At 71.6% G+C, this 23,221-nt stretch carries 21 protein-coding genes; 14 read left to right on the forward strand and 7 right to left on the reverse strand.

Annotated features, from left to right (window positions below):
• Positions 1–85 precede the first annotated feature (85 nt).
• From K3769_RS31280 to K3769_RS31290, 3 genes are all read left to right on the forward strand, one after another.
• Positions 86–1,411, forward strand: coding sequence for a copper amine oxidase (locus K3769_RS31280; protein ID WP_267029607.1), 1,326 nt, complete (start codon positions 86–88; stop codon positions 1,409–1,411).
• A 102-nt stretch (positions 1,412–1,513) separates the two neighbouring features.
• On the forward strand, positions 1,514–2,746 hold the full coding sequence (locus tag K3769_RS31285) for a DUF5919 domain-containing protein (protein WP_267029608.1): 1,233 nt from the start codon (positions 1,514–1,516) through the stop codon (positions 2,744–2,746).
• Positions 2,747–2,896: 150 nt separating this feature from the next.
• Positions 2,897–3,619, forward strand: a complete 723-nt coding sequence (locus K3769_RS31290) for a 3'-5' exonuclease (RefSeq protein ID WP_267029609.1) — start codon at positions 2,897–2,899, stop codon at positions 3,617–3,619.
• Positions 3,620–3,661: 42 nt separating this feature from the next.
• Here K3769_RS31290 and K3769_RS31295 read toward each other — a convergent pair whose 3' ends face one another.
• On the reverse strand, positions 3,662–4,195 hold the full coding sequence (locus tag K3769_RS31295) for a YbaK/EbsC family protein (RefSeq protein ID WP_267029610.1): 534 nt from the start codon (positions 4,193–4,195) through the stop codon (positions 3,662–3,664).
• Positions 4,129–5,193, reverse strand: a complete 1,065-nt coding sequence (locus K3769_RS31300) for a DMT family transporter (protein WP_267029611.1) — start codon at positions 5,191–5,193, stop codon at positions 4,129–4,131. The genes K3769_RS31295 and K3769_RS31300 overlap by 67 nt, the downstream gene beginning before the upstream one ends.
• A gap of 137 nt (positions 5,194–5,330) precedes the next feature.
• On the opposite strand from K3769_RS31300, the gene K3769_RS31305 reads away from it, so the two are divergent.
• The gene (locus K3769_RS31305) at positions 5,331–6,233 is read left to right on the forward strand and encodes a LysR family transcriptional regulator (RefSeq protein WP_267029612.1); all 903 of its coding nucleotides are present in this window, start codon (positions 5,331–5,333) and stop codon (positions 6,231–6,233) included.
• 87 nt (positions 6,234–6,320) lie between these two features.
• Here K3769_RS31305 and K3769_RS31310 read toward each other — a convergent pair whose 3' ends face one another.
• Complete coding sequence (locus tag K3769_RS31310; RefSeq protein WP_267031613.1) at positions 6,321–7,190, reverse strand: phosphotransferase enzyme family protein; 870 nt, start codon at positions 7,188–7,190, stop codon at positions 6,321–6,323.
• 292 nt (positions 7,191–7,482) lie between these two features.
• Between K3769_RS31310 and K3769_RS31315 the strand changes: the two genes are divergently transcribed.
• From K3769_RS31315 to K3769_RS31335, 5 genes are all read left to right on the forward strand, one after another.
• The gene (locus K3769_RS31315; protein WP_267029613.1) at positions 7,483–8,418 is read left to right on the forward strand and encodes a carbohydrate ABC transporter permease; all 936 of its coding nucleotides are present in this window, start codon (positions 7,483–7,485) and stop codon (positions 8,416–8,418) included.
• A complete protein-coding gene (locus K3769_RS31320; RefSeq protein ID WP_267029614.1) occupies positions 8,415–9,248 on the forward strand; it encodes a carbohydrate ABC transporter permease in 834 nt (277 codons plus the stop codon). The genes K3769_RS31315 and K3769_RS31320 overlap by 4 nt, the downstream gene beginning before the upstream one ends.
• A gap of 17 nt (positions 9,249–9,265) precedes the next feature.
• Positions 9,266–10,564 carry an ABC transporter substrate-binding protein gene (locus K3769_RS31325; protein WP_267029615.1) on the forward strand — a complete coding sequence of 433 codons (1,299 nt, stop codon included), beginning with the start codon at positions 9,266–9,268 and terminating at the stop codon, positions 10,562–10,564.
• 75 nt (positions 10,565–10,639) lie between these two features.
• Positions 10,640–11,872 (forward strand): macrolide-inactivating glycosyltransferase, encoded by a 1,233-nt coding sequence (gene mgt / locus K3769_RS31330; protein WP_267029616.1) that lies wholly within the window; start codon positions 10,640–10,642, stop codon positions 11,870–11,872.
• Positions 11,873–12,138: 266 nt separating this feature from the next.
• Positions 12,139–13,266, forward strand: coding sequence for a CDP-alcohol phosphatidyltransferase family protein (locus K3769_RS31335; protein WP_267029617.1), 1,128 nt, complete (start codon positions 12,139–12,141; stop codon positions 13,264–13,266).
• A 164-nt stretch (positions 13,267–13,430) separates the two neighbouring features.
• Here the strand turns inward: K3769_RS31335 and K3769_RS31340 are convergent, their stop codons facing one another.
• Entirely contained in the window at positions 13,431–15,722 is a 2,292-nt protein-coding gene (locus K3769_RS31340; protein ID WP_267029618.1) for an MMPL family transporter, read from the reverse strand.
• A gap of 319 nt (positions 15,723–16,041) precedes the next feature.
• Between K3769_RS31340 and K3769_RS31345 the strand changes: the two genes are divergently transcribed.
• The 5 genes from K3769_RS31345 (at position 16,042) to K3769_RS31365 (ending at position 20,030) form a co-directional block, all read left to right on the forward strand.
• On the forward strand, positions 16,042–16,599 hold the full coding sequence (locus tag K3769_RS31345) for a DUF1697 domain-containing protein (protein WP_267029619.1): 558 nt from the start codon (positions 16,042–16,044) through the stop codon (positions 16,597–16,599).
• On the forward strand, positions 16,592–16,996 hold the full coding sequence (locus tag K3769_RS31350) for a nuclear transport factor 2 family protein (RefSeq protein WP_267029620.1): 405 nt from the start codon (positions 16,592–16,594) through the stop codon (positions 16,994–16,996). The genes K3769_RS31345 and K3769_RS31350 overlap by 8 nt, the downstream gene beginning before the upstream one ends.
• A 13-nt stretch (positions 16,997–17,009) precedes the next feature.
• Positions 17,010–18,020, forward strand: coding sequence for a ketopantoate reductase family protein (locus tag K3769_RS31355; protein WP_267029621.1), 1,011 nt, complete (start codon positions 17,010–17,012; stop codon positions 18,018–18,020).
• Between the two features lie 135 nt (positions 18,021–18,155).
• Entirely contained in the window at positions 18,156–19,652 is a 1,497-nt protein-coding gene (locus K3769_RS31360) for an AbeC-like domain-containing protein (RefSeq protein ID WP_267029622.1), read from the forward strand.
• Positions 19,653–19,706: 54 nt separating this feature from the next.
• On the forward strand, positions 19,707–20,030 hold the full coding sequence (locus K3769_RS31365; protein WP_267029623.1) for a hypothetical protein: 324 nt from the start codon (positions 19,707–19,709) through the stop codon (positions 20,028–20,030).
• A 36-nt stretch (positions 20,031–20,066) separates the two neighbouring features.
• Here the strand turns inward: K3769_RS31365 and K3769_RS31370 are convergent, their stop codons facing one another.
• Genes K3769_RS31370 through K3769_RS31380 form a run of 3 tightly spaced genes read right to left on the reverse strand, consistent with a single transcriptional unit; the run spans position 20,067 to position 22,996 of the window.
• Positions 20,067–21,410: a serine/threonine protein kinase gene (locus K3769_RS31370; protein ID WP_267029624.1), complete on the reverse strand. Its 1,344-nt coding sequence runs from the start codon at positions 21,408–21,410 to the stop codon at positions 20,067–20,069.
• Positions 21,411–22,340, reverse strand: a complete 930-nt coding sequence (locus K3769_RS31375; RefSeq protein ID WP_267029625.1) for a PP2C family serine/threonine-protein phosphatase — start codon at positions 22,338–22,340, stop codon at positions 21,411–21,413.
• Positions 22,334–22,996, reverse strand: coding sequence for a vWA domain-containing protein (locus K3769_RS31380; RefSeq protein ID WP_267031614.1), 663 nt, complete (start codon positions 22,994–22,996; stop codon positions 22,334–22,336). Before K3769_RS31380 ends, K3769_RS31375 begins: the two co-directional genes overlap by 7 nt.
• Between the last annotated feature and the right edge of the window lie 225 nt (positions 22,997–23,221).

Below are 23,221 nucleotides of genomic sequence, written 5' to 3' on the forward strand. Positions count from 1 at the left end.
TGACTCCCTCCGTCGACGCGGTCGACCTCGTCGACCCCACTTCACCTTTCCCACTTTCCTGCTTGTGCAAGGGAGTAATTTCTTCATGCGCGTGAACAGAATCAGCCGCGCCCGCCGGCGGACGGCGGTGGGCCTCTCGGTGGCCGCCCTGGCCGCCGGCGTCACGACGGCCGCGGGACCCGCCGTCGCCGAGACCCGGAGCGCCCCCGCGGCAGCTGCCGCCGCCGACTGCAGCGCGGCCTACAAGATCGAGCAGAAGCTCGCCACCGGCACCACCTGGACGATGTGCTGGCACTACGAGAGCGAGGCCGGGCTCGTCCTGGAGAACGTCTCCTACCAGCCCAAGGGCGAGGCCGCGCCGATCCGCGTCCTCACCAGCGCCAAGCTGGCCCAGATCCACGTCCCCTACGACGACGGCTCGGTCGAGTACGACGACCTCACGGGCTTCGGCTTCGGACAGGGCCTGATGGAGATGGCCCCCGGCGAGTGCCCGGGCGGTGCCATCAAGACCGTCAAGGTCCCGGACGCCTGGGACCCGGAGCACCCGAACGTCAAGGGCCTGTGCACCACGACCCGTTCGCGTGGCCACGCCTACCGCATGCAGGGCGACCAGGCGGGCAAGGTCTACCAGGAGCAGGGCAAGGACCTGCTCGTCTACACGGTCAACCAGGTCGGCTGGTACGAGTACATGACCGAGTGGCGCTTCCAGGACGACGGCACGATCAACATGAACGTCGGCGCCACCGGCAGCCTCTCGCCCTCCGACTACGACGCCGGGGACGGCCGCGGCTGGCCGATAGGCAAGGGCGCCAAGTCGTACGCCACCAGCCACAGCCACAACGTCTTCTGGCGGCTCAACTTCGGCCTCGACGGCAGCTCCAAGAGCAAGGTCGAGCAGTACGACTCCGTGGTCAGCCCGCCGGCCGCGGGCGGCCAGGCCCCGCGGAACAAGACCACCCGCACGAAGGTCACCAAGGAACTCGCGGGCGACGCCAAGAACATGCGCTGGTGGCGCGTGGTCAGCACGGCCGGCAAGAACAAGGACGAGCACGCCCGTTCGTACGAGTTCGTCCCCGGTGCCACCTCCAAGTATTCGGGCCGCAGCTTCACCAAGCACGACATCTACTTCACCGAGTACAAGAAGTGCGAACAGTTCGCCAGCAACAACATCCGCAACTGCGGTACCGGAGGCGGCAAGTCCGTCGACAAGTGGGTCAACGGACAGACCCTCAGCCACCCCGTGGCCTGGGTGAACGTCGGCTTCCACCACATCGCCCGGGACGAGGACCAGCAGCCCATGCCGGTCCACTGGCAGGGCTTCTCGATCGCCCCGCGCGACGTCACCGCTATGAATCCGCTCACTCCGCCGGAGCTGGCCGACCAGAACGGGCAAGTGGAACGCGGTAGTTGAGAAACGACCTGTCCATCCGGCTGCACCGTCTGCCGCTCCCGGAGTACCCTTCCTTGATCGTTGGCCGGGGGAGTGCTCGGGGGAGCGGAAGGCGGTGTGCGGGTGGGGTCCGGAGGGCTGGAGCTGCCCCCTGGTGACGGCGGTCACGAGGGGAGCTCCACAGCTGCCCCACCGGGAGCGGTGTCTCTCGCCCGGCCGATGGAGATCGGCGCGGAGCTGGACTGGGGCGCCGACGCCTGGAGCGAGGTCCGCACACGTGCCCAGCGGGCCGGGCGGGCCTACATCTGGCTGAACCTCGTCGAACAGCGGCTGCGCGCGGTCGTGGCCGCTGTTCTGCGCCCGATCTACGAGCCCGTGCACGGCGACGACGACTGGGTGGTCGCCGCCGCCGGGCCCGCGGGGCAGGAATGGGTCCAGCGCGCCGTCGCCGTCCGTGAGGTCAGCCGCCGCAAGGGCTACCTGCTGGACCCCGCCGACGACAACGTCCTGAGCTTCCTCACGCTCCCGCAGCTGCGGGAGCTGATGGTGCAGCACTGGCCGTGCTTCGAGCCGTACTTCGACGAGCGCCGGGACGTCGAACTCGCCCTGGACGAACTGGAAGTCACCCGCAACGTCGTCTCGCGGAACCGGGCCCTGTCCGAGGCCGTGCTGGCCCAGGCCGAGCGCGCCTCCGCGAAACTCCTGGAGATCCTCGGCGCGGGCAGCGACGTGCCGTCCGGCCGCAGGCTGCCCGTCGACGCCGTCGAGAACCTGGTCGGCGACCGGTACGCCGACGTGGTCGCCGTGCACTCGGACCGGGTGCGGCTGCTGCGTCAGTTCCCCGCCGAGGACCTCTTCGCCGGCTCCCGCCGACTCGACGCGATCGGCATCGGCCTGAACCTCCTCGTGCAGAACTTCTCGGGGCGGCGGCTCGTGCGGCTGGCCGAGTCCGGCTGCCGCACCCGGCTGCTGTTCCTGAACCCTGCGTCCAGCGCGGTGAAGCGACGCGAGCGCGAACTGGGCATGAAGCGCGGCGAGTTGAGCCGTGCCGTGGAGATGAACATCCTGCACATGCGCCGGGTGCGGGCCCGGCTGCGCGATCCCGGCGCCTTCGAGATCCAGGTCTACGACGAGACGCCCCGCTTCACGGCCTACCTCGTGGACGGGGACGGCTCGGACGGCGTGGCGGTCGTGCAGTCGTATCTGCGCCGCACCCGCGGGATGGAGGCGCCGGTACTCGTCCTGCGGGGCGGCGGGCGCGTGCTGAAACCGGACGAGGCGGGCGAAGAAGGGCTGTTCGGGACGTATCGCGAGGAGTTCGAGGTGGCCTGGGCGGATTCGCGGCCGGTGTCCTGACGGGGCCCGGTTCCCCGGGTGGCCGCCCTCTCCGTCGGCTCCGTGACGTCGGCCCCGCGACGGGTAAGCGGAACGCGGTCCTCGGATTGTCAGTGGCCCATGGCATCGTGGAGATCACTGGGGGAACGCACCACGAAGAAGGGGGCCGGCATGGCTTGGCACGGGGAGCTGCTGATCGGCTTCGACCTGGAGACGACCGGGACCGATCCGCGCGAGGCGCGCATCGTCACCGGAGCGGTGATAGAGGTCCGCGGCGGGGAGCCCGCCGGGCGCCGGGAGTGGCTGGCCGACCCGGGGGTCGAGATCCCCGCGGACGCGGTCGCGGTGCACGGGATCAGCAACGAGAGGGCGGCGCGCGAGGGCAGGCCCGCCGACCAGGTGGCCGACGCGATCGCCTCGGTGCTCGTCTCGTACTGGCAGTCGGGCGTCCCGGTCGTGGCGTACAACGCGGCCTTCGACCTGACCCTGCTCTCCGCCGAACTGCGTAGGTACGGACTGCCGTCACTGCGCGAGCGGCTCGGCGGGATCGACCCGGGGCCGGTCATCGACCCCTACACGATCGACCGCTCGGTGGACCGCTACCGCCGGGGCAAGCGGAATCTCGAAGCGGTGTGCGCGGAGTACGGCGTCTCGCTGGTCTCGGCCCACGACGCCACGGCGGACGCGCTGGCCGCGGCCCGGCTGGCCGCCGCGATAGCCGACCGCCATCCGAAGGTGGCCGCGTTCGGTCCGGCGGAACTGCACCGCCGCCAGATCGAGTGGTACGCGCAGTGGGCGGCGGACTTCCAGAGCTTCCTGCGCCGCAAAGGGGACGCGGAGGCCGTGGTGGACGGCGTCTGGCCCGTCCGGGACCTGACGGACCAGCGGGTCTGAGCGCGGATCCGGCTCCGGGCCCGGGTCGGCTCCGCGCCCCGGTCAGCCGGCGGCGGGGCCGGCGATGCGCTCGACGCGCGGTCCGGCGAGCCGGGCGTAGTCCGCGCCGGAGACGACCAGCGAGCGGTCCAGGCGGGCCGCGTTGAAGTAGAGGCGCGGCTGGGCCACGACGTCCGGGTCGGCGACGACTTCGAGATCCTTGTCGAAGCTGAACGGCAGGACGGTGCCGGGCACGGAGCGGGCGAGCCGTTCCGCGGTGGCCGCGTCGCTGAAACCGGCGTAGCGGGCCGAGTAGAGCGCCTTGACCGCGTCCAGGTCCACGCGGCGGTCGCCGGGGACGACGGCGAGCACGTTGCGGGTGGTTCTCCGGTCGACCTTGACCCTGAGCACGATGCACTTCGCGGCGGCGGACTCCGGGTTGCCGCGCAGCGCGCTGACGGCTTCGGTGCCGCCTTCCGGCTCGTGGTCGATGAGCTCGTAGTCGACGCGGGCGTCGTCCAGCAGGGTGATCAGACGCTGGTAGGTGTCGTGGCTGTCGTGGTCGTGCTGGACGTCGTGGGCGTCGTGCTCGGACATGCGGGGTCCTCCGCGGGAGCTGATGGGGCGGGTGCGGTGGTGAGGTGCGGGTCCGGTGTGGCCGGTCGCGCGGCTGCCCGCACCCCGGTCGGGGCCCATGGTGTCGCGGCCGACGCCGAGCGGGCGCGGTGGGCGCGTTCGGTCGCCTGGCCCCAGTAGGTTCCGGCGACCAGCAGGGCCGCGCCGAGGCCCGTGAGCGGGGTGAAGTGGTCGCCGGCCAGGGCGATTCCCACCGCCGCGGCCCAGACCGGCTCGGTGCCCAGCAGGAGGCTGGCCCGGCTGGCCGAGGTGCGCTGGACGGCCCAGGTCTGGGCGAGGAAGGCGAACACGCTGCAGAACAGGGCGAGATAGACCAGCTGGGCCCAGCCCGCCGCGCCGACGTGCACGAGGGAGGGCAGGTCGCCGGAGGCGGGGACCAGGAACAGCCCGGTACCGACGAGGGTCTGCACGGTGGTCAGCCGCAGCGGCCGGACGGCGCGGCCCACGGCGAGCCGGCCGACCAGCGCGACATGCCCGGCGCGTATCACCGCGGCGGCGAGCATCAGCAGGTCGCCGAGCCGGGGCGCGTGGAAGCCGTTGCCCGACATGAGGAGGCCGACGGCCAGCAGACAGACGCCGGCGGCGGCGTAGAAGGCCGGCGGGAGACCGCCGCCGCGGCCGGTGCGGTCCAGGAGAGGGGTGATCACGATGGTCAGGCTGATGATGAGGCCCGCGTTGGCGGCACTGGTGTGCGCGACGCCGTACGTCTCGACGACCAGGACGGCCGCCTGGGTGACGCCCAGGGGCAGGCCGAGCCGGATCTCGTCGCGGGTCCACGGACCGGACTTCCGGTCGGCGGCCACCAGGCCGAGACAGGCGACGGCGGACAGGGCGTACCGCGCGAACAGCACGACCAGGACGGGGAGTACGGCGGTCGCCGTCTGGGCGGACAGATAGCTGGAGCCCCAGACGAGAGCGACCAGGAGGAGTACCGCATCGGTACGGCGGGCATCGGGCACGCGCTCACCCTGCCCTGCCACGACCCTGAAGCACAGAGCCACCTTCTAAAACAATCCTTTAGCATCACTACAGCGTTGACGCGGCGGCGGCCGAGCGGCGGCCGTGGGAGCGGGGAGGGCGGAGGAGAGCCGGGACCATGGACGAACGACAGCTGAGAATCCTGCGTGAGCTGGGCGAACTGGGCAGTGTGACGGCGGTCGCCGAGGCGCTGCTTGTGACGCCCTCGGCGATCTCCCAGCAACTGCGGCTGCTGCAGCGCGCGATGCCCGTACCGCTCACCGAGCGTCAGGGGCGGCGGCTGGCCCTCACGGACGCCGGGCAGGCCCTGGCCGGGGCGGCGATCGAGGTGGAGACGGCGCTGGAGCGCGCCCGGCACACCGTCGAGGAGTTCGTGGACCGGCCGGACGGCGAGGTGTCGGTGGCGGCCTTCCACAGCGGGGCCTCGGCGTTCTTCCCGCTGCTGCTGCGGGCGCCGGCCGCACCCGGCGGCCCCCGCCTCCGCCTCGCCGACGCGGACGTGACGCAGGACGACTTCCCGCCGCTGACCCGGGAGTACGACCTGGTGCTCGCCCACCGCCTTGAACACACCCCCGGCTGGCCGCGTACCGTCGCCGCCACGACGCTGCTGCGCGAACCGCTCGACGTGGCCATGCCCGCCGACCATCCGCTGGCGGTCAAGCGGCGGCTCACCCCGCTCGATGTGGCCGACGAGCCCTGGATCACCGTGCACGACGGGTTCCCGGTGGTGGCCACCATCGACGCGATCGCGACGGCCGCGGGGCGCCGGCTGCGGCTGGTGCACCGCATCAACGAGTTCGCGGTGGTCGCCGAGGCGGTCGCCGCGGGCGGGGGCCTCGCCCTGATGCCGCGCTGGACGACGCGCCCGCATCCCGCCCTGGTCCTCAAACCGCTCAGCGGCGTCCGGGCCCGCCGCCAGATCGACGCCCTGCACCGCCCCGAACGCACGGCCCGCAAGGCGGTACGCACGGTTCTCGCCGAGCTCCACCGGGCGGCCGACACGATCCGCGGGCAGGGGTGAGACCGCGCAGTCTTTCAGGGGCGCGGGGAACTGCGCGGCCGGCCACGACGTGCCCGCACGTGACATCCGGGGCAGGCCGCGGAGTGCCTAAAAGGGGTACCACCGCACCGTCGCGTCGCCGTCCCGCAAGGACGACACCCGCCGCTCGAACTCCGCGAGCGCCCGCGGATTGCTCGGCGCATGCTGCGCCACCCACGCGCAGCTCGCCGTCTCCCGCGCCCCGCGCAGCACCCCGCACCCCTCCCACTCGCGCACATCCCACCCGTACGTCCCCGTGAACGTCTCGTACGCCTCGGGGGACAAGCCGTACCGGTCGCGGGACAGGGCCAGTACGACCAGGTCGTGCTCCCGCAGGTCCGCGGAGAACGTCTCCAGGTCGACCAGGACGGGACCGTCGGGCCCGACATGCACATTGCGGGGCAGCGCGTCCCCGTGGATCGGCCCCGGCGGCAGCTCCGGCGTGAGCGCGGCCGAGGCGGCGGCGAACCCGTCCCGCCGGTCCCGCAGGAACGCCGCGTCCGCCGGATCGATCACGTCCCCCGCGAGCCGCAGCCACCGCTCCACCCCGCCCAGCAGTTCACGGCGCGGCAGCGCGAACGCGGGGGAGGGCAGCGCGTGCACCACCCGCAGCAGTGCGGCCAGGTCACGCGGTTCGGCCGGGCGGACGGGGTCGGACAGCCGGTGCCACAGCGTCACCGGGTGACCGTCGACGAACCGGGCCTCGGGTTCGGCGGGCCGCACCGCCGGAACACCCGCCTCGGCGAGCCAGAGCGCGACGGCCACCTCCCGCCGCGCCCGTTCGAGGAGTTCGGTGTCGCGGCCCACCTTGACCACCAGGTCACCGAGGGCGAAGACGGCGTTCTCGCCCAGCGCGAGCAGCACCGCGTCGCGGCCGTCCCGCCCGGCCGGGCCGATACGCGCCTCGGCGAGTACGTTCCGCGCCTGTGCCTCGTCCATCATTCGCCTTCCGTGCAGCCGTCGGCCAGGTCCTCGACCAAGCCCTCGGCTCCCGCAGTTCCCGCCGGTTCCCGCGCGCGGCGTCGCACGCGGTCGCCCGTCATCGCCCGCCATTCTGCCCCCGTCCCCGGCCGCGACCGCACGCCGTACGTCGCCCGGCGTCCCATCCGCACTGGTGGGGGCCGTCGGCCGGGCGGGTGCGCTGTCTTGACGCGGTGTCGCCCGATCACGACGATGACGGGGGCCGCCGGGACGGCCGGATCCACACGTACCGCTCAGAGGAGCCGATTCCGTGACATTGGTGACCGCGAGGAAGCGGTCAACGAAGCCCTCGCCACGGGCCGGCGGGCCGGGCCGCCCCGTCGACCACGGCGCCTGGTTCCTGGTGCTGCCCGCCCTGATCCCGATCCTGGTGCTCAGCGTCGGCCCGCTCCTGTACGGCATCGCCCTGGCGTTCACCGACGCGCAGGCGGGCCGGACCGACCCCACGCGGTGGATCGGCACCCTCAACTTCCAGGACCTGCTGCACGACACCCTGTTCTGGGAGTCGTTCCGGATCGGCCTGGTGTGGGCGGTGGGCGTGACCGTCCCGCAGTTCGTCCTTGCGCTGGGGCTCGCCCTGCTGCTCAACGAGGAACTGCGGCTGCGCTGGCTGGCGCGGGCGCTCGCGATCATCCCGTGGGCGATGCCCGAGGTCGTGGTCGGCATCATGTGGCGCCTCGTCTACAACCCGGACGCGGGCATCCTCAACGAGACCATCCGTGATCTGGGCCTGGGTGACGGGCGCGACTGGCTGTCGGGCCTCGCGACCGCGCTGCCCGCCGTGATCGTCGTCGGGATCTGGGCCGGCATGCCCCAGACGACGGTCGCCCTGCTCGCCGGACTGCAGAACACGCCGCGCGAACTCCACGAGGCCGCCGCCATGGACGGCGCGGGCGCCTGGCGGCGCTTCCGCACGGTCACCTGGCCCGCCCTGAAACCGGTCGCGCTCGCCATCACGGCGCTCAACTTCATCTGGAACTTCAACTCGTTCGCCCTGGTCTACGTACTGACCCAGGGCGGTCCCGGCGGCCGGACCCGGCTGCCGATGCTGTTCGCCTACGAAGAGGCCTTCCGCTACGGCCAGTTCGGCTACGCGGCGGCGATGGGATGCGTGATGGTCGCGGTGATCTCGGTGATCCTCGCCGTCCACCTGGCCGGCCGGCTGCGGGGAGGCGAGGACGCGTGAGGACGAGCAGAAGGGCCCGCGCGGGCCAGTACGCGGCGCTCCTCGCGTATCTGGTCTTCCTCGCCTTCCCGTTCCTGTGGCTGGTCTCCACCGCCTTCAAGCCGGCGCGCGAACTGGCCAGTCTGCATCCGACCTGGCTACCCCAGGACCCGACCCTCGACAACTTCCGGCAGGCCTTCGACGAACAGCCGCTGCTGCGGGCCGCGTTCAACTCCCTGGTCGCGGCGCTCGGCGCGGCCGTGATCGCCGTACTGATCGCCACGCCGATGGCGTACGTGATCGCCCGGCACCGCACCCGGCTGGCGAAGGCGGCCACCGGCTGGGTGGTGGTCAGCCAGGCCTTCCCGTTCGTCCTGGTGATCATCCCGCTGTTCCTGGTCCTGAAGAACCTGCGCCTGATCAACTCCGTGGGCGGGCTGGTCATGGTCTACGTGGTGTGGGCCCTGCCGTTCGCACTCTGGATGCTCGTGGGGTACGTACGGGCGGTGCCGGCCGAGATGGAGGAGGCCGCCGCGGTGGACGGCGCCGGCAAGGTGCGCACCCTGGTCTCGATCACGGCGCCGCTCCTCGCGCCGGGCATCGTGGCCACGGCCCTGTTCGCGTTCATCAGCGCGTGGAACGAGTTCTTCTTCGCGCTGGTGCTGCTCAAGACCCCGGAGAAACAGACCTTGCCCGTCGTCCTCACCCACTTCCTCGGCGCGGAGGGCGTGGCGGATCTCGGCCCCCTCGCCGCCGCCGCGTTCCTGGCGACCATCCCGTCGCTGGTCGTCTTCGCGCTCATCCAGAAAAGGATCACGGGCGGGATGCTCGCCGGGGCGGTGAAGAGCTGATGCGGGCGCGGAGGCGGATGCGGACGCGCAGGGGGTGGCTGGCCGCGCTCGTCGCGGGGCTGGTGCTCGCCGCGGGCTCCGGCTGTTCCGGGGACGGGGGCGGCTCCGAGGACGGGCGGATCACGCTCCGCTTCCAGTCGCTGGCCTGGCAGAAGGAGTCCGTCGACGCCAACAAGGAACTGGTGCGGGAGTGGAACGCCGCGCATCCGGACGTCGAGGTCGAGTACGTACAGGGCTCCTGGGACAGCGTCCACGACCAGTTGCTCACGTCCTTCGAGGGCGGTGAGGCGCCGGACATCATCCACGACGCCTCGGACGACCTCGCGGACTTCGCGTACGGCGGGTATCTCGCGGATCTGCGCGGGCTGCTGTCCGAGCGGCTCACGTCGGACATCCCGGGGCGGAGCTGGGAGACGACGACGTTCGGGGACGGGATCTACGGTGTGCCGTTCCTCCAGGAGCCCCGGGTCCTGATCGCCAACGCCCGGTGGCTCAAGGAGTCGGGCGTACGGATCCCCACGCCCGAGAAGCCGTGGAGCTGGGCCGAGTTCCGGAGGATCACGGACCGGCTGAGCACGGGCGAGGGCAAGTACGGGGTGGCCTGGCCACTCAAGGAGCCCGTCTCGGCCACGCTCAACCTGTCGTTGTCGACCGGCGGGCAGCTGTTCCACCGCGGGGCAGACGGCAAGGTGCGGATCCGGTTCGAGGAGGGTGACGCGGTCGTCCCGCGCACGATCCACGACCAGGTGAACGTCGATGGCAGCGCCTCGGGTTCGACGCTCGGCAGCGGTGGCTCCGACACCCTGCCCGGGTTCTTCGGCGGCAAGTACGCGATGGTGCCGCTCGGGTTCTCCTACCGGCAGCAGATCGTGCAGCAGGCGCCGAAGGGCTTCGACTGGCAGGTGCTGCCCGCGCCCGCCGGGGTCGACGGGCTCACCCAGGGAGTGAGTCCGCAGACGTTGTCCGTCGCCGAGGACAGCCCGCACAAGAAGGAGGCCGCGGCCTTCATCGACTTCCTGCTCCGGCCGCGGAACATGGTGCGGCTCGCGCTGGGCGACTGGATGCTGCCGACCGGCACGCGGGCGCTGCGGGATCCGGCGCTGCGCGGCGAGAAGGACGGCTGGGCCGTGGGAGCGGCGCTCGCCGGGGATCTGCGTTCGGCGCCCGCGCAGTCCGTGCGGGGGTATCCGGAGTGGAAGGACAAGGTGGCGACGCCCGCGTACCAGGAGTACTACAGCGGGGCGATCGGGCTCGGGGAGCTGCGGCGACGGCTGGTGAAGGACGGGAACCTGGTGCTGGCCCGCTACCAGAGATGACGAGCCGGTGCCCGGAGGCGCACGGGCCGTTCAATTCACTTGTACGAGACGTCTCGTCTCGCTTAGGGTCCCCGTATGACCACCCCGCATCCCGCCCCCGCCCATATCGCCATGTTCTCCATCGCCGCCCACGGGCATGTGAACCCGAGTCTCGAAGTGATCCGCGAGCTCGTCGCCCGCGGGCACCGGGTCACGTACGCGATTCCGCCGGTCTTCGCCGACAAGGTCGCGGAGACCGGCGCCGAGCCGAAGCCGTGGACCTCGACCCTGCCGTCGCCCGACGACGACCCCAGCGCCTGGGGGAGCACGCTCCTGGACAACGTGGAACCCTTCCTCGCGGACGCCGTCCAGGCGCTCCCGCAGCTCATCCAGGCCTACGAGGGCGACGAGCCGGACCTCGTCCTGCACGACATCACCTCGTACCCGGCCCGCGTCCTCGCCCACCGCTGGGGCGTCCCCGCCGTCTCGCTCTCACCGAACCTCGTCGCCTGGGAGGGGTACGAGGAGGAGGTCGCCGAGCCCATGTGGGCGGAGCCCAGGAAGACCGAGCGGGGGCAGGCCTACTACGCCCGCTTCCAGGCCTGGCTGGACGAGAACGGGGTCGGCCTGGACCCCGACTCCTTCAGTGGCCGGCCCGCCCGTTCCCTGGTCCTCATCCCCAAGGCCCTCCAGCCGAACGCCGACCGGGTCGACGAGTCCGTGTACACCTTCGTCGGCGCCTGCCAGGGCGACCGCGCCGCCCAGGGGGAGTGGCGGCGGCCCGACGGCGCCGAGCGCGTCGCCCTGGTGTCCCTGGGATCCGCCTTCACCAAGCAGCCCGCCTTCTACCGCGAGTGCGTGAAGGCGTTCGGCGCGCTGCCGGGCTGGCACCTGGTGCTCCAGGTCGGCAAGCACGTCGACCCGGCCGAACTCGGCGTGATCCCGGCGAACGTGGAGGTCCGTGACTGGGTCCCGCAGCTCGCGATCCTCAAGCAGGCCGACGTCTTCGTCACCCATGCCGGAGCGGGCGGCAGCCAGGAGGGGATGGCGACCGCCACGCCGATGATCTGCGTACCGCAGGCCGTCGACCAGTTCGGCAACGCGGACGTGCTCCAGTCGCTCGGAGTGGCCCGCCATCTGCCCATGGAAGAGGTCACCGCCGACACCTTGCGCGCGGCCGTCCTGGCGATCGCCGACGATCCGGAAGTGGCACGGAAACTCAAGGCCCTGCAGGCCGAGATGGCGGCCGAAGGAGGAACTTCGCGAGCCGCGGATTTGATCGAAGCGGAAATTCCCGAAGGGCGTGACAAGGCGCGCCAGGGCGCATAAGGCCTGATCAGGTGACCCTCAGCAAACCCGGAATTCCCCCGGGTCACGGTTCCATGGAATCGGTGAAGCCATGGCGCACTTTGTATAACGGAAAGGTCATTCGATAACGCTCCGGTAACGCAGGGTCTGTCCTGTCGGGTCATGGATCCGGTTGTTGGGTTGGACCCCTGACCCCCGCAGAAGGTTGCACGGGCTTCTTCTTGTTCTTTTCCCGAACAGGTTCTTAGCGTGAGGTGAACTCGTTACGAACTTTGGGAAGTTGACCTATGCGCCGTGACATACCGCCCCTCGCAGAGGTGCGCCGCATCACCGAGAAGAAGCGCGACGCCTGGTGGACCGTGCTGCTCGTCGACCCGGTCGCCACCCCGCTGGTGCGGTTGACCGCGAAGTACACGCGGATCACCCCGAACCAGATCACCTGGGGCGCGTTCCTGCTCGGCCTGGTCTCGGCGGCGTTCTTCGCGTTCGGTGACTGGCGGTGGCTGATCGCCGGCGCGTTCGTCTACCACCTGAGCTTCATCCTCGACTGCATGGACGGGAAGGTGGCCCGCCTCACCGGGCAGGGCTCGGTCTTCGGCGCCTGGCTGGACTTCGTCTTCGACCGCATCCGGGTGGCGGTGTGCGGCGTCGCGCTGATGGCCGGGCAGTACGACCGCACCGGCGAGACGATCTACATCTGGCTGGCCGCCGCGGTCGTCTTCCTCGACACGCTGCGCTACATCAACGGCCTGGAGATCTTCAAGATCCGCCACACCATGCGCAAGCAGATCAAGGCGCGGGTGCGGGCGGCCCGGCGCGCGGAGAACGCCGCGGAGCTCGCCTTCATGGAGGACCTGCTGCGCAACAACCCTGAGGCGGACATCGAGCAGGACATCCGCCAGGCCGCCGCGGCGACGCTGGCACCGGCCGGCGGCGCGGAGGTCGCGGAGAGCGCCGAGGTAGCCGCATTCGCGGAGCGCGAGCACGAGCACTCGCCGGCGCCGACGACAGCTGCAGCGACTGCGACAGTTGCAGCGTCTGCGCGGGCGACTGGCACGGAGGCCGCTGACGGTGAGGACGGGGCCGAGGGTGCGGCCGAGGAGCCGGTCAGGCCTCCGGCCCGGGTGATCGACCTGCACCAGGAGTTCAGGCACCGCTTCCCGGTCTATCTGCGTGCCCGCTCCTTCTTCCTGCGCCACCGCATCCGTACGCACCTGGTGAGCGGTATCGAGTTCCAGATGGGCGTCTTCATCCTGGGCCCGCTGTTCGACTCGGTCATCGAGGCGACCGTCGTGTCCGGGGCGCTGCTCCTCGTCTTCGAGCTCGCCATCATCTACAAACTGCTGCTCTCCACCCGGGACTTCACCCGCACCATCGACTCCTTCGAGCGCGAAGAGGTCCCCACCGCGGCCTGACCGGCACAGCGCGACACGTGGGTCCGCGAACGGCGGCGGGGCCGGGGCTTCTTGCCCTGGCCCCGCCGCCGTTCGGTCCTGCCGTTCGGTCCTGCCGTTCGGTCCTGCCGTTCGGTCCTGCTGCCGTTCGGCGTCGCCGCTCCGCTCCGTACGGAACCGGCCGGTCAGACGCCGACCCGCTCGCCCTCGACAGCCGGCGGCTGCGGAGGCTGCGGCTGCGTCGACGGCTCCTCGAACGACTCGTCGTGACTGAGGTCCGGCAGCCGGTTCAGCCACTTCGGGAAGTACCAGTTGCGCTCGCCGAGCAGGGCCATGACCGCCGGGAGCAGCACACCGCGGATGATCGTGGCGTCGATCAGGACCGCCGCCGCGAGGCCCACACCCATCTGCTTCATGGACTGCATGGACAGCGTGCCGAAGATCGCGAAGACCGCGACCATGATGACGGCGGCGCTGGTGATGACACCGGCCGTGGTGACGACACCGTGCTGGATGGCGTCCCGGGTCGTCAGCCCCCGCAGCCGCGCCTCACGGATCCGCGAGACCACGAAGACGTGGTAGTCCATCGAGAGCCCGAACAGGATCACGAAGAGGAACAGCGGCAGCCAGGTGATGATCGCGCCCACCCCCTCGGCGCCCACCAGCGACGCGCCCCAGCCGTGCTGGAAGACGGCGACCAGGATGCCGTACGCCGCTCCGACCGACAGGAGGTTGAGGACGATCGAGGTGACCGCGATCGTCAGCGAGCGGAACGACAGGAGCATCAGCACGAAGGCGAAGACCACGACGAAGACGAAGACCGGGGCCACCGCGCTGACCAGCTGGTCGTTGAAGTCCTTCGAACCCGCCACCTGACCGGAGATCGGGGCCTCGACGCCGTCCACCTTGCCGAGCGTCGCGGGACGGACGTCGTCGCGCAGGATCGTCAGGCTCTTCTCGGCCTTGTCGAGGTCCGAGCCGCCCACCAGCGGTACGTACACGAAGGCGATGTTCTGCGTATCGTGCACCTTGACGTCGACCGGGCCGCGCGAGGCGCCCGAACTGACCGCCCGCGCACGGAAGTCGGCGATCGCGGACTTCACCTCGGGGGAGTTGATGTCGTCGGCCCTGACGACCACCTCGGCCGGGTCGGAGCCGCCGGGGAAGGCATCGTTGACCCGCTCGTACGTCGCCACGATCGGCAGCGAGTCTCCGAACTCCTGGTCCAGCGTGAGGTTCTGGGTCTTCATGCCCAGCGCGGGAGCGGCGATGGCCACCAGGGCGCCCGCCGCGACGACCAGCGAGATCGCGGGCCTGGCCAGCACCACGCGCAGGACGGCCGTCCAGAAGCGGCTGTCGTTGCCCGAACCGCCCTTGCCCGCCGTTCCGTTGGACTTGCGGCGCTTGTCCGGGTGCAGGAACGGGATCCGCCCCGTCTCGACCCGCTTGCCGAGCAGCGAGAGGACCGCGGGCAGCACCGTCACGGAGCCGACCATGGCGACCGCCACGACCATCAGGGAGGCGAGCCCCATCGCCTTGAAGGTGGCGATCCCGGTGAACAGCATGCCCGCCATCGCCACGCACACCGTGACGCCGGAGACGATGATGGCCCGCCCGCTGGTGGCCGCCGCGATCCGCAGCGCGGTCTCGGGGTCCCGGCCCGCCGCGCGCTCCTCGCGCTCGCGCCGCAGATAGAACAGGCAGTAGTCGACGCCGACCGCGAGCCCGACGAGCAGCATCACCGAACTGGACGTGTCGTCCATCGGCTGGACATGGCTGACGATCATCATCAGGCCCATCGTGGCCATGATCGCGGTGATCGCGAGCAGCACCGGCACCAGCGCCGCCACCAGCGCGCCGAACGCGACCAGCAGGATGCCGAGGGCCACCGGCACGGCGGAGAACTCCGCCTGCTGGAAGTCGTCGCCGAACGCGTCGTCGAACGTCTTGTTCATGCTGGCGCCGCCGATCTCCTCGATCCGCAACGCCTCATGGTCCTTCTGGACCTTCTCCACGGCCTTCAGCACGGGCTCCACCCGCTCGCCCGCCGTGTCCGCGTCGCCGCGCATGTCGAACTGGACCAGCGCGCTGCGCCCGTCCTTCGAGATCGTCTTCGTGTCGTACGGCGAGGTCACGTCGGTCGCCTTGCCGGTGCCCTCGACCGCCTCGATCACGGCGGCGACGGCGGCACGGAACTCGCTGTCGGTCGCCTTGAGACCTGTCTTCCTGGCCTGCAGGAGTACGGTCTCGCCGGCCGGCTCGTCGATCCCCGCCTGCTCCGCGATGGCCGCGGCCCGGCCCGTCTCGCCGCCGAGCTGCTCGCTGTCCTTCAGCTCGACCGTGCCCGCCGCCGAGCCGAGCCCCATCGCCAGAACGACGAACAGCACCCAGATCCCGACGGCCGCCCAGCGGTGCCGGGCGCTCCAGCCACCGGCCCGGGCCGCTATCCCCCGTACCCGCGTGTCTCGCTTCCCCATGACGGGCTTGCCCCCTTGTCCCGGGCGCCGACCCCCTGCCGACACCATCGTTATGAAGGTATGGCGCGGATAAGGGCCTCTCCTCGTGCTCTTTGGTGAAGTCCGGTGGTCGGAAGTCCTCCCCCCGGACCCCGCGACCTCCGCACTGAGGAGGATGAGAGGCCCTTACATGTAAAGCCGCTCCTCGGGGGTCGCGCCCGAGCTGACTGGTCGGTAACCTGCGTTGCGTCGGTACACACCCCGGCCCGGCGGCCGTCGTGCCCACCCCCACGGGGCACGACGGCCGCCTTCAGGGTGCGGCGGGACCTAAAGTGTGCGAATGACGACGGGGACGACGACGTACGCGGCGCTGCTGCGCGGGATCAACGTGGGCGGCAGCCGCAAGGTGCCGATGGCCGAGCTGCGCACCCTCCTGGAAGGGCTCGGGCACAGCGGCGTACGCACGTATCTGCAGAGCGGGAACGCCGTGTTCACCAGCGACCACGGCGACGAGGACTCCCTCGCCGACGAGCTGGCGGGGGCCCTCGCGGACCACTTCGGTTTTACGGTCGACGTGCTGGTGCGCGACCACGCGTATCTGCGGGCCGTCCGCGACGCCTGCCCGTTCCCGGCCGCCGAACTGGAGGGCAGGCAGCTGCACGTCACGTACTTCTCGGCGCCCGTCGACGCCGAACGCTTCGCGTCGGTCGACGCACAGGCCTTCCTGCCGGAGGAGTTCCGCCTCGGCGAGCGCGTGCTGTACCTGTACGCCCCCGACGGCCTCGGCCGCTCCAAACTGGCGGAGAGCCTGGCGAAGCCCCGGGTGACGAAGGGAATCGTCGCCACCGCACGCAACTGGAACACCGTCGTCAAACTCGTGGAGCTGACCGGTGAGTGAGGCCCCGCACAACGCGGCCGTGGAGGCGGCCGTCGCGGGCGAGCTGCGCCTCCTGGACCCCGAGGTCCGCCGTTCGCCCGAACTGGTCGGCGCGCTGCTGCACCCCGACTTCCACGAGTTCGGCGCCTCCGGCCGGCACTGGGACCGTGCCGCGATCATCGACATGCTCGCCACGGAGACGGAGACGGAGACGGAGCCGGTAGCGGCTCCCGTGTCCGCCGCCCGGGCCTGGCGCATGAGGGGTGTCCAGCTCTCGCCGGACGTCGTCCACCTCACCTTCGACACGGAGCGCAACGGCCGCCGCGTACACCGCAGTTCGCTGTGGCGACGGTCGCGGGAAGCGGCGGGCGAGAGCTGGCTCCTGTACTTCCACCAGGGGACTCCGTTCACGGTGTGACAGGCTCGGCCCCATGCGCTACATCATCATCGGAGCAGGGGCCGTGGGCGGGGCCGTCGGTGGACGTCTCGCCGAGTCGGGACACGAGGTGGTGCTCGTCGCGCGCGGCGCGCACCAGGAGGCGTTGCGCGAGCGGGGACTGCGGCTCGTGACACCCGACGGGGTACGCACCCACCGGCTGCCCACCGTGGACGGCCCGTCGGCCCTCGGCGAACTGCGGGCCACGGACGTCCTCGTGCTCGCCGTCAAGACGCAGGACAGCGTGGCGGCCCTGGAGGAATGGGGGCCCGCCCCGGTGGCGGGCGGTGGTACGGCGGCCGAACGACTGCCGTTGCTCTGCGCCCAGAACGGCGTGGAGAGCCAGCGGCTCGCGCTGCGCCGCTTCCACCGCGTGTACGGGGTGTGCGTGTGGCTGCCCGCCACCTTCGTCGAGCCGGGCGTGGTGTCCGCCGCCGGTTCGCCCCTCACCGGCATCCTGCACCTCGGGCGCTTCCCGCACGGGACGGACGACACCGCGCGGGCCGTCGCCGCCGACCTGTCCGCGTCCCGCTTCGAGGCGCCGGTCGTGCCCGACGTGACGCGCTGGCAGTACGCGAAGCTGCTCGCCAACCTCGCCAACGCCATCGAGGCGGTCAGCGGGACCGTCGACAGCGAGGACGCCCGCGCACTGCAGGACCGGGTCCGCGCCGAGGGCGAGGCGGTGCTCGCCGCCGCGGGCATCCCGTACGCCTCCCGGGAGGAGCAGAAGGAGGCCCGGGCCGACAAGATGCGCCTCGTCCCGCTCGACGAAGGCCCGGTGCGCGGCGGTGGCTCGTCCTGGCAGTCGCTGACCCGGGGCACGGGCACGATCGAGGCCGACTACCTGAACGGGGAGATCGCCCTGCTGGGGCGCCTGCACGGGGTCCCCACACCGCTCAACGACCTGCTGCGACGCCTCGCGAACGAGTTCGCGCGGGACCGGCGGGCGGCGGGTTCGATGGAGGTGGCCGAGCTGGTACGGCTGGCCGACGAGGCGGTCGCGTAAGCCCTCCCGACCTCGTGCGCGAGGTCCGGCGCGTCCTCCCGCGCGATCAGCGGGATCTCCTGTGCCGCAACTCCGTGACACACGGCCCTCCGTATCCCTAGGGTGATGGAGCGATTACGGGGTGGGGGGACCGGGATGGTCACAAGGCAGTTGCCGTCGTTGCCGAAGATGCGCAAGGACGCGGTCACGCGGCGGCTGTGCGCGTCGGTGCACCTCGACGCGGACTTCGCCCACGAGGCGGACCACAGGCTCACCGGGGACGGACTGAACGCCATGGGCCCGGCCCTCGGCATCAACCTCGTCGCGCTCGCCCGGCACGCGCGCGTGGCCGTCAGGGCCCGCGCCGCGCTCGACCGCCAGCTCGCCTGGCTCTTCGCCGCCGGCTGGGCCGCCCTGCTCGCCGGCCTGGTCGCCCTCGTCAAGGGGGCGGGGCCGATCGCGATGGTCGCCGTGTACGGGCCCGTGACGGTCCTGGCTGCCGCCTGGTGGCTCGTCCACCACGACCAGGCGCGCGCCCGGGCCGCGGCCCAGGACGTCTACCGCAGCCCGGACAAGGCCGAGAACCTCGCCCCGGCCGTCGAGCAGGAGGCCGAGGCGCGGCTGCACGAGCTGAAGCGCGCCAACGTCGTCCCGTACACCGACTCCGCGGAGCGCACCAACCCGTTCGTCGGCAGCGGCGACAAGATCAAGGAAACGCTCTGGCAGCCGATCGACGTCAGCAGGCCCGCGGACTCGCCCACCGGCGGCAAACTCACCATCCTCCCCTTCGACGCCGTCGACCTGCACACCTACGTGGCCCGGGAGATGGAGGGCGTCTCCGGCCTCGACGGGCTGCGCGCCAGGAACCGCCTCTACGTGCTCGGCAGCAACGCCCTCCACCTGCCCGACCTGCTGCCCGACCGCACCCGCCGACCCCGCGCCCAGATCCCCCGGCAGCTCGTCCAGGCCGGCCTGCAGAGCCCCGGCGCCGGCATGCGCACGTACCTCTGTCTCGAACGGGTCGGTGAGGGCGGCCGGACCATCGTCTCCATGTACCTGCGGGCGCGGCTGCACCGGCCGAGCCTCACCTGGGAGGTCGCCGCGTACGCGATCCCGCCGCTGCACGGCCGCTTCCACCGGGTGGACCACCTGCCCGTCGCCCGCGCCGAGAGCTGGTGGAGCCTCGTCTCGTACGCCACCTCGCACGTCTGGCCCGAGCTGCGCGGAGCCTCCCGGCGGCTGCGTGCCCGGCGCCGCTTCCACCGCGAGGCGGAGCGCGCTCTGACCAGGACCCGCCGCGACATCAAGGAACGCCATCTGGTGTACGACTACGGGGCGTTCGACAGTCTGCGCGAGAGCCTCGGCGACTGGGAGGGGGCCGGCTACTCGGAGAAGACCGACGCGCAGGACTTCCTGTTCCGGCTCCAGCAGGGCGTCCTGGTCGCGACCGAGCGCTTCCTCCAGGACCACCACGTCGACACGGGCTCGTTCGACAAGGCCCAGCAGATCATCAGCACCCAGACCTACAACATCTCCGGGGACATCAACGGCCCCAGCAACATCGGCAACCAGGGCCAGATCAACATGGCGGGCGGCCAGCCCCAGCAGGGGCAGGGCGGCCATCCGGGTGCGGGACAGGGCGGCGGGCCCTGACCTGCCCCCGCCCTCTGGACGAACCCCCGCCCCCCAGACGAAGAGGAACCAGGCATGAGCACCTTCAACTTCCACGGCGACATCAACGGCCCCACCAACATCGGTGACCACGGCCGCATCGAGGTCAACCACGGGACGGACGCCGCCCAGTCGCTGCGCCTGGCCGCCGAACTCGTGGAGCGGCTGCGCGCCGAGAACCCGCCCCTCGTCGCCCAGGCGGAGGTCGTACGGGGCGAACTGGCCAGGGCCGAGCAGGAGGGCGCCGCCCCGGACCGCGGCCGGGTCCGCTCCGCGCTGGACACGATCTCCGTGGGCGTCGCGGCCGGCAGCGGAGGGCTCGCGCTCGCCCAGGAGCTGAGCCGGGTCCTCGGCCTGTGAACCTGGCGCGGCCCCCTCACCGATGATCCGGGGCGGTCACTTCGCCCGTACGACCGCGCGGGCCCCGTCCCCCAGGTCCAGCTCCAGGCCCGCGCGCAGCGGTACCGTCTGGCCGGGGCCGATCTGCTGGGACGTGCCGTCCGAGCGCGTGCCGGTCCAGGTCCGGTCGCTCCGGTTCGCGATGCCGAAGCGGCCCGGCTTCGACGGGTGCTCCACCAGCTCCGCCACCAGGCTCGCGTCCGAGTAGTCGTGCCGGGCGGGCTCCGCCCGCAGATGGTGGGCGTGCACCCGGGCCGCGCGCGGCAGCCGGATGTGGCGCTCGGTGCGCGGCGGGGGAGTGGTCACCGTCAGCCGGGGCGGCAGCACCAGCAGCGCCCCGCACCCCCAGCACGGGCGGGACGCCTGCGGCAGGTGCTCGCCCGGCTCCGTCATGTTCTGCCGCCCGCAGGACGCGCACTCCACCACCGCGTCCCGCACCGCCCGCAGCGCGTCGCGCCACTCCGACTCCCGCACCCGCACCGCCGGATCGTGCAGCCCGGCCGTGAAGCCGCGCCGGAACAGTTCCTGGAGGGCGCCCGCGGAGGCGTCCCAGGTCGCCAGCACGGTCGCGTGCTCCATCGGGTCGGGCTCGTTCGAGTCGTCCACGGGGTCGAAGACGAACAGCGGGTTCTTCCCGTAGAGCTTCCGCTCGGCCGCCTCGTCCAGACAGTGGATCGCCAACTCCCGCCTGCCCTTGAGCGGATGATGGTTCATCAGGAACATGAACAGCAGCACGGCGAGCGAGTGCAGATCTGACTGCGTACCGGGACGGGCACCGGGATCGGCGCGCACCAGCTCGGGCGCCATGAACTCCATCGTCCCGGAGATCCCGCTCGCGTCGCCCTCCACCACCGCGTTGTCGTTGTCGCAGACGAGGATGTCGCCGGTGTCCGGGTCGAAGAAGACGTTGCCCCAGGAGATGTCCCGGTAGGCGATGCCCCGTGAGTGGAGCGCCTGGTACGCCTCGACGGTGTAGAGGCAGGCCGTCAGCAACGCGCGCGTGCTGGTGCGCAGTTGGCGGCGGAACAGCGCGGGCAGCCCCTTGAACCGGTCGGGCCGCAGCCCCATCAGATACCCGAACGAGCCGTGGTGCCAGGGCACGTACGCCTCGGGCCACAGGAAGCGGTCGTCGTCGAAGTCGCGGGACACCAGTTCCCGTACGATGCCCTCCTGCTCCGGGGTCGCGCAGGTCGGGTAGTACCACTTGAGGGCCTTCTCACCGGTGGACGTCTTCACCCGGTAGACCTCGCCCTGGCCGCCCGCCCCCAGCATGTCGACGACCTCGACGTCCTCACCGGTCTCCACGGTCAGGCGGGTTCCGCTGTCGAGCATGCCGGTCATCTAGGTCTCCCTCTTCGGTTCGGATTCCGTGCGGGCTTCTGGGCCGGGCTCCGGGTCCGGCTCGGTGTGGGCCGTCGGGCGCGGGCGGGCCGCGTACGAGTGCAGGAGAGCCGCGGCCAGGGTCGTGTCGTCGCCGGAGTACCGCGAGGCGTGCCGCAGCCAGTCGGGCAGCGCGTCCCGTACCCCCTCGAAGCCCTCCGTGGCGAGCCGCTCGTCCATGTCCCCGACGAACTCCGTGAAGCCGTCGCCCGACGCGAAACTCTTCGACAGCCCGTCCGTGGACAGCACCAGCAGACGCGGCACGCGCGCCTCCTCGAACACGGGCGCCCAGTGCGTGCGCACCGCGCGCCACGCCTGCGGCCCGCACAGCGACTCGGTCTCGTCGCCCAGGTCGTCCTCGGCCGGGGCGAGCGGCCGGCGCACCGTGCCGTCGTGGCCCACCACCGCCAGATCGCCGTCGCCGATCTGCCAGGCCGTCAGGAGCCATGGCGTCACGACCGCGCCGATCAGCGTGGTCCCGTACAGCGTCAGCTTCTCGTCGGGTCCGGGCTCGGGCAGGCCGAGGTCGGCCACCGGGCGGTGCCGCGACCAGTGCCCGAGCGCCGCCTCACGCCAGGACTTGACGAGGGCGCGCGGCATGTCGTTGCGGGCGTGGTTCATCAGCCGGGCGAGCCCGCCCGGCTCGTGGCAGGTGTCGGCCGCCCGGCCGAACTCCGTCGCGAGCGCGACGAACCGGTCCACGGCGAACCGCGCCCCGAGCGCGCTGCGCGCGTGCGCGGCCGAGCCGTGCCCGTCCGCCACGGCGAGGACGAGGGGATCGGCCGCGGAACCGGTCCCGGAGAACGCGTACCAGTCCTGGTTCTGCCGTTTCCCGGTCCCCTGGATGCTTTCGGCGAGGGTGGCCCAGCGCCGCACGAGTGCCGTCACCACACGTCGTCGTCATCGTCGTCGTCGAGGACCGGCGGCGCGAACGGCTGCTTCGCCAGCGGGTCCCCCGACCCCGCGACCGGCTGGGAGGCCGCTTTGACCGCCGCCGTGGAGGCCCAGCGGATCGCCGCCGCCAGCTGCTTGGGGCTGTTGGCGTCCAGCGGCTGCAGCTCCGGATTGGCGAGGAACTCCTGGAGTACGGAGCGGTCGGCGTCGTGGCCGATGGCGATCGCGACCCGGACCGCCTTGCGCCCCCACGGTGTCGCGTCGACCGCCTTGAGGCCCGCCTTCCAGTCGTCGGTCGGCACTCCGTCCGAGACCAGCGCGAGGACCGGCTTCAGCGCCCGCTGCGGCATCGGCGGGCTCTGCAGCTCGCGCGAGACCAGGCTCAGCGCCTCGCCCAGATTGGTCATGCCGTCCACCTCGACGTCCTGCCAGGTGAAGTCGTCGACGGGGACGGGAGTCTGGTGGTGCCACTTCGCCGTCGTGGAGAACGTGACGGTACGCAGCAGCAGTTGGGCCGCCGGGTTGTCGTGGGCCACCGATCGCATCTCCGGGATCGCCTCCCGGATCGCGTAGTTGAGCCGGGCGATCTTCTCGCCCTGCATCGAGTACGAGCAGTCGAGCAGCCAGATGAAGTGGACCGGACGGTTCGCCATGGGCCCGCCGGGGATGTCACTCACCGCGTGTCCTTCCGTGGGGTGTCGATGTCGATGTCGGTGTCGCTGTCGGTATTGGTGTCTGTGTCGGATGGGCGCCGGGGTCGTTTGCGCACGCGGGGTGGCGCGCGTCGATCAGCGCACCGCGTACACGACGGCCGCGACCAGGAGCGCGCCCGTCAGGACCAGTGCGGTGACGAACAGGCCGAGGACCATCCGGCGCCC

Source organism: Streptomyces ortus (assembly GCF_026341275.1).
GTDB classification, from domain to species: Bacteria; Actinomycetota; Actinomycetes; order Streptomycetales; family Streptomycetaceae; genus Streptomyces; species Streptomyces ortus.

Bases quoted from the DNA above. Each gene is read 5' to 3' on its own strand.
- mgt (WP_267029616.1), top strand. From the start codon at position 10,640: ATGACCACCCCGCATCCCGCCCCCGCCCATATCGCCATGTTCTCCATC.
- K3769_RS31380 (WP_267031614.1), bottom strand. From the start codon at position 22,996: ATGGCGAACCGTCCGGTCCACTTCATCTGGCTGCTCGACTGCTCGTAC.
- K3769_RS31305 (WP_267029612.1), top strand. From the start codon at position 5,331: ATGGACGAACGACAGCTGAGAATCCTGCGTGAGCTGGGCGAACTGGGC.
- K3769_RS31335 (WP_267029617.1), top strand. From the start codon at position 12,139: ATGCGCCGTGACATACCGCCCCTCGCAGAGGTGCGCCGCATCACCGAG.
- K3769_RS31280 (WP_267029607.1), top strand. From the start codon at position 86: ATGCGCGTGAACAGAATCAGCCGCGCCCGCCGGCGGACGGCGGTGGGC.
- K3769_RS31310 (WP_267031613.1), bottom strand. From the start codon at position 7,190: ATGGACGAGGCACAGGCGCGGAACGTACTCGCCGAGGCGCGTATCGGC.
- K3769_RS31370 (WP_267029624.1), bottom strand. From the start codon at position 21,410: ATGACCGGCATGCTCGACAGCGGAACCCGCCTGACCGTGGAGACCGGT.
- K3769_RS31345 (WP_267029619.1), top strand. From the start codon at position 16,042: ATGACGACGGGGACGACGACGTACGCGGCGCTGCTGCGCGGGATCAAC.
- K3769_RS31355 (WP_267029621.1), top strand. From the start codon at position 17,010: ATGCGCTACATCATCATCGGAGCAGGGGCCGTGGGCGGGGCCGTCGGT.
- K3769_RS31360 (WP_267029622.1), top strand. From the start codon at position 18,156: ATGGTCACAAGGCAGTTGCCGTCGTTGCCGAAGATGCGCAAGGACGCG.
- K3769_RS31340 (WP_267029618.1), bottom strand. From the start codon at position 15,722: ATGGGGAAGCGAGACACGCGGGTACGGGGGATAGCGGCCCGGGCCGGT.
- K3769_RS31290 (WP_267029609.1), top strand. From the start codon at position 2,897: ATGGCTTGGCACGGGGAGCTGCTGATCGGCTTCGACCTGGAGACGACC.
- K3769_RS31325 (WP_267029615.1), top strand. From the start codon at position 9,266: ATGCGGACGCGCAGGGGGTGGCTGGCCGCGCTCGTCGCGGGGCTGGTG.
- K3769_RS31295 (WP_267029610.1), bottom strand. From the start codon at position 4,195: ATGTCCGAGCACGACGCCCACGACGTCCAGCACGACCACGACAGCCAC.
- K3769_RS31365 (WP_267029623.1), top strand. From the start codon at position 19,707: ATGAGCACCTTCAACTTCCACGGCGACATCAACGGCCCCACCAACATC.